Raw genomic sequence first — 5,116 nt, forward strand, 5'->3', positions numbered from 1 at the left:
ATCTCCAGGGGCACGATCGTCCCGGGGGCGGGCCGTCTACCGCCAGTGCACCAATACTACCCTGCCGTTGGACGGTCAGGCGCTGCCGAGCCACTTCGTGGCCGGAGCCTACAACTGCCTAGCTGACATGCGGCGCGTGGGCTGGCATCCCTCGTACAAGATGCTTTTCCCTGAGGAGTAGGCCCATGACGGAGCGCAAAATGTCGCCTGTCGCCCTCGTCCAGAATCCGGCGTTCGGTTCGTTCCTGCTATGGAATTTCGGGCGAGGGTATCAGGCGGAGGAGGTCGGCGATCTTCCCATCCTGACGTTTTTCTTCCTGACACTGCCGCTCGTCCTGCATGGGCCGACTATGCGGGTAATCCGATCGACGAACCAGAGCTCTGGTCTGGCGAAGTTCGTGGCCAAGCTGGGCGAGGAGCGTGAACGGCTGTTTGCGGTCCACGACCGAGCCCTCGCCATGCGCGGCTTGACGCTGGAGTCCCTCGGAGCGGGCATCTCGGCGAAGCTCTTGAATATCGACTATGACACTGGCGTGGTCCGTGCGAATGAGGCCAAGCCGCCGGCACCGCCGGAGCGACTGAAGCACCATGTCGCGAGCGCCGAGAAAGTTGGTCGCTGGTTTGCCCGGTTGCCGGCAAACCAAGTCTTCTCCCTGCTGCAGGTGCAACCCTGATGCACTTCCAAATCCTCAAGCTGATCCTTTGGTCCAGGGCCGGGTACGCCCCGCGGGTGGTCGAGTTCGAGCCAGGAATGGTCAACGTCATCAGCGGCGCGTCCAAGACCGGGAAGTCGGCGGTGATCCCGATCATCGACTACTGCCTTGCGTCAGGGAAATGCGGTATCCCGGTCGGTACCATCCGGACCGCCTGTTCGTGGTTCGGCATCGTGATCGAAACCATGGAAGGGCAGAAGCTGCTGGCGCGACGCGAGCCCGGCGACGCACGCCAGACTGGGGACATGTTCATCCTTGAGGGGAACACCGTCGAGGTGCCGGCCGAGGCGCCGACCAAGAACACCACCTCCGACACCGTCAAGCGGATGCTGGACAAGCTCGCGGGCCTCTCCCAGCTCGGATTGAATCCGGACGCCGAGATCGCGCGCGTCAGCTTCCGCGATCTGATGGCCTTTACGTTCCAGCCGCAATACATCGTGGCGAACCCGATGGTAATGTACTTCAACGCCGATACGACCGAGCATCGGGAGAAACTGAAGGCGATCTTCCCATACGTCCTGGGCGCGCTGACGCCGGAGATGCTTGCAGCGCGCTGGGAGATCGAGAGGCTGACTCGCGACTTGCGGCGCAAGGAGGCGGCTTTGCAGGCCGCCAAGACGGCGGTCCATGCCTGGCAGATCGAAACCCAAGCCTGGCTCCGCAATGCGATCGAGTTCGGCCTCCTTCCGGTCGACACAATCATCCCGACCGAATGGAGCCAGGTGGTCGATCTCCTGCGGCGCGCGGCGAGCATGAACACGCGCGCAGCTTTCGCGACCCTCGACACCATCGAGCCAACAATGCAGCAGCTCCACGTTCTGCGTCAGGCCGAAAGTGACGCCGCGGCGAACTTGGCCGATCAACGGCAGAAATTGAATGAGATTCAGCGCCTGCTGAGCACAAGTGAGACCTTCGGTTCCGCCATCCGGATCCAGCGCGATCGCCTCAATATCGCCAGCTGGCTTCGCGCCCGGGCGGATGACGCGAGTGACCCGGTCGTGACCCTGAGCGAAGGCGGGCGCGACAAGCTCGACGCTCTGACCGAGGCTCTGGCCGGCATCGACGTGCAGCTGCGCACCCAGCCCAGCCTGTCGGACGCCTTTGACAAAGAGCGCCTCAGGTTGCGCGGAGAGGTGGAGATGGCTACCGCCCGGCTCACGGCCGTCCGGCAGGAAATCTCCCTGCTGGAGCAGCGGTCAGCCCAGGTGCGTGAAGCGACCTATCGGCAGGACCGCATCGAGCGGTTCATCGGCCGGCTCGAGCAGGCGCTCGCGTCGTTTGACCGATCCGAGGAGGGCTCCGATGCGGTGGAGGAGGTCGCGCGGCTTAAGGCCCGGATCGTGGAGTTGCGGAGCATCTATTCCGAGGCCCAGGTCAGTCGAAAGACTGCGAATGCGCTACGCCAGATCGAGATTTTCGCCGCGACAATCATCCCCACTTTGGATTCCGAGTGGCCGAACGCCCCGATCCAGCTCGTCATCAACGACTTAACGATCAAGGTCATCCATACCGAGCGCGAGGACTACCTCTGGGAAATCGGCAGCGGCGCGAACTGGCTCGCTTATCATGTGGCCGTCACGCTCGCCCTGCAGCGCTTCTTCACCGGCGAGGTCAACCATCCTGTTCCTGGGATGTTAATTTACGACCAGCCCAGCCAAGTCTACTTCCCCCGCGGCTTCGACGTCGTCGACGCGGTGAGTCCGCTCGGCCGGTCCAGAGACGAAGATATCGCAGCGGTGCGGAAGGTGTTCGAAGCCATGGGAAAGGAGATCGCGCGGGCGAAGGGCCAGCTGCAAGCGATCGTCCTGGACCACGCGGGCGCAGACGTCTGGGGCGAGATCGAGGGCGTAACCCTGGTTCATCAATGGCGCGGCAACGACAAGCTGGTGCCGGCCGAATGGCTTGGCGAGGGCCCGAGAGAGTCGGACGGCGCCAAGACCTAAGCGAGGCCGGGCAGAGCCTGCTAGCGGAATTTGTGGTTCAAGACCGCTTCCATTAAAGCGAGCCAGTTGAGATGACCAAACCCGTACGAAATCCGACAGAGCCACTGCGGACACGGCATGTCTTCCTCGACACCGAGGTATACCGTCGCGCCGGCTTCAACATCTCGAACACACCTTTCGCATTGCTCGCAAAGCAAATCGAGGAGGGACGCGTCGCCCTGCATGTAACCGACATCACTCTTGCCGAGACTCACCGGCAGCTAAAAGAAGCTGCACTCGTCATGGCGGCCGAAGCCAAGCGGCTCGCCCGGGATTTCAACCGCATTGCCCAACTCACTGGCGAGGGCAACGTTACCGTGAAGGACGTTGATGGCTCAGATCTCGGCGAGAAGGCGTGGACAGGTTTCATCGACGCCTTGATCAAACGCTTCCGCAGTCATTCCGTTCTGGCGTTGGAGATTCCGGCGCGGGGGGTGTTTGATCGCTATTTCGCCGGCACCCCGCCATTTGATCACCGCGGCAGCAAGGAGTTTCCTGACGCCTTCGTCGTCGAGGCACTCGCCCGCTACTGCAAAAGCAATGAGATATCGATGTATGTGGTGAGCGGCGATACAGCCCTCCGCAAGGCTGTAGGGGAGCACGCTACGCTTCTCGCTCTAGAGACGATAGAGGATATTCTAGCCGCCGCCACCGCGGAAGGCGGAGGCGACTTCGAAGCGATAGCCGACGAGATCTTTGCAGCGCCCGGTTTCGATGACCAGCTGACAGAAGCCATCGCCGCCGACCTGGATTTTCTGGACTTCGCCTATTGCGGCTCCTTGTCCGACGTCTCCGTTCTGGGAGCCCAACTCGACGAAATCGTCAGCGTCGACGGGTACGACGTCGCGGCCTTTGATGACACCAAGATCGGATTGATTCTCCAGGCCAACACGGTCCTCGCCGTGAGGCTGCACTTTGTGGACGAGACCGAATTGCGGGACAAGGACGACGACATTATTCCGACCGAAGTCGAAACGACGATCCGCACGCTTGTGCGGCTAAAGATCTATGTGTCGATCGACCTACGCACGCTGCGTTTCATGGAGACCGAACTGCTGACGCGCGACGTCATCGTTGAATAGTATCGTCTTTTTCAAGCGCGCTGCGCTTCTCGAATCATGATCATGGCGCATATATACATGGCGCAGCAGACACTGGTTTTGCCATATTGCTTGGACGCTGTGGCTCTTGCCTCGTCGCAGAGCGTCAGTAGCTGGCGCCTCACGGAAATTCGAACCGGGCCGCCAGCTTCGCCCTCCCCTACGCCGTGGTACGCCCCCATTGCGAACAAAACAGGAATTATGGTTCAGTCTGCGGGCCCGCTCACCCTGCCGATTCGCCCATGACCACCGTCGCCTATCTCGAAAAGCTCAACACCGAACAGCGCCGCGCCGTCGAGTACGGCCTTGTTGACGGCTCGTCGACCTCCGCCGGGGGGCCGCTGCTCATCATCGCGGGCGCTGGCTCCGGCAAGACGAACACACTCGCCCATCGGGTTGCGCATCTCATCTTCCTGGGCGCCGATCCGCAGCGGATGTTGCTGATGACCTTCTCCCGCCGCGCCGCCGCCGAGATGACGCGCCGGGTCGAGCGCATCTGCGCCGAGGCGCTGGGCGGCAAGGGCGGCGGCGATGTCCTCGCCTGGGCCGGCACGTTTCACGCAATCGGCGCCAGGCTGCTACGCGAATATGCTGGCGCCATCGGGCTCGATCCCGCCTTCACCATCCATGATCGCGAAGACTCCGCCGATCTGATGAATCTCATCCGCCACGAACTCGGCTTCTCCAAGACCGAGAGCCGCTTCCCCACCAAGGGAACGTGCCTCGCGATCTACTCCCGCGCCGTGAACGCCGAAATCCCCCTCGAGCAGGTGCTGCTCGGTGCCTTCCCCTGGTGCGCGCGCTGGCACGCGGAGCTGCGCCAATTGTTCGCCGCCTATGTCGAGGCGAAGCAGGCGCAGAATGTGCTCGATTACGATGATCTCCTGCTCTACTGGGCGCAGATGATGCAGGACGAAGCCCTCGCCGAGGAGATCGGCGGCCGCTTCGATCATATTCTCGTCGACGAATATCAGGACACCAATCGCCTCCAGGCCTCCATCCTGCTTGCCTTGAAGCCGAAGGGCCAGGGTCTCACCGTCGTCGGTGACGACGCCCAATCCATCTATTCCTTCCGCGCCGCAAATGTGCGCAATATTCTCGAGTTTCCGAAGAGCTTCACGCCGCCCGCGGAAATCGTCACGCTCAACCGCAATTATCGCTCGACCGAGCCGATCCTCACCGCGGCCAACGCCGTCATCTCGCTCGCCGCCGAGCGCTACGCCAAGAATCTCTGGACCGAGCGCCGCTCATCGGAACGGCCGCAGCTCGTCACCGTGCGCGACGAGAGCGATCAGGCGCGTTTCATCGCCGAGCGCGTGCT

At 62.3% G+C, this 5,116-nt stretch carries 5 protein-coding genes; all 5 read left to right on the forward strand.

Translation table 11 applies throughout. The annotated features are described in order from the left end of the window. The coding region (locus A1351_RS26275) for an ABC-three component system protein (RefSeq protein WP_371441511.1) at positions 1 to 181 on the forward strand (181 nt) is incomplete at its 5' end. Between the two features lie 4 nt (positions 182 to 185). Beyond that, positions 186 to 674 (forward strand): three component ABC system middle component, encoded by a 489-nt coding sequence (locus A1351_RS19350; protein WP_064033712.1) that lies wholly within the window; start codon positions 186 to 188, stop codon positions 672 to 674. Between the two features lie 77 nt (positions 675 to 751). Beyond that, on the forward strand, positions 752 to 2,656 hold the full coding sequence (locus A1351_RS19355; RefSeq protein WP_245291687.1) for a DUF3732 domain-containing protein: 1,905 nt from the start codon (positions 752 to 754) through the stop codon (positions 2,654 to 2,656). 71 nt (positions 2,657 to 2,727) lie between these two features. Continuing rightward, positions 2,728 to 3,777: a PIN domain-containing protein gene (locus tag A1351_RS19360; protein ID WP_157096384.1), complete on the forward strand. Its 1,050-nt coding sequence runs from the start codon at positions 2,728 to 2,730 to the stop codon at positions 3,775 to 3,777. A 260-nt stretch (positions 3,778 to 4,037) separates the two neighbouring features. Further along, positions 4,038 to 5,116: ATP-dependent helicase (locus tag A1351_RS19365; protein WP_157096385.1), on the forward strand; the 1,079-nt coding region annotated here is incomplete at its 3' end.

Source organism: Methylosinus sp. R-45379 (genome assembly GCF_001644125.1).
Taxonomy (GTDB): Bacteria; Pseudomonadota; Alphaproteobacteria; order Rhizobiales; family Beijerinckiaceae; genus Methylosinus.

Bases quoted from the DNA above. Each gene is read 5' to 3' on its own strand.
- A1351_RS19350 (WP_064033712.1), top strand. From the start codon at position 186: ATGACGGAGCGCAAAATGTCGCCTGTCGCCCTCGTCCAGAATCCGGCG.
- A1351_RS19355 (WP_245291687.1), top strand. From the start codon at position 752: ATGGTCAACGTCATCAGCGGCGCGTCCAAGACCGGGAAGTCGGCGGTG.
- A1351_RS19360 (WP_157096384.1), top strand. From the start codon at position 2,728: ATGACCAAACCCGTACGAAATCCGACAGAGCCACTGCGGACACGGCAT.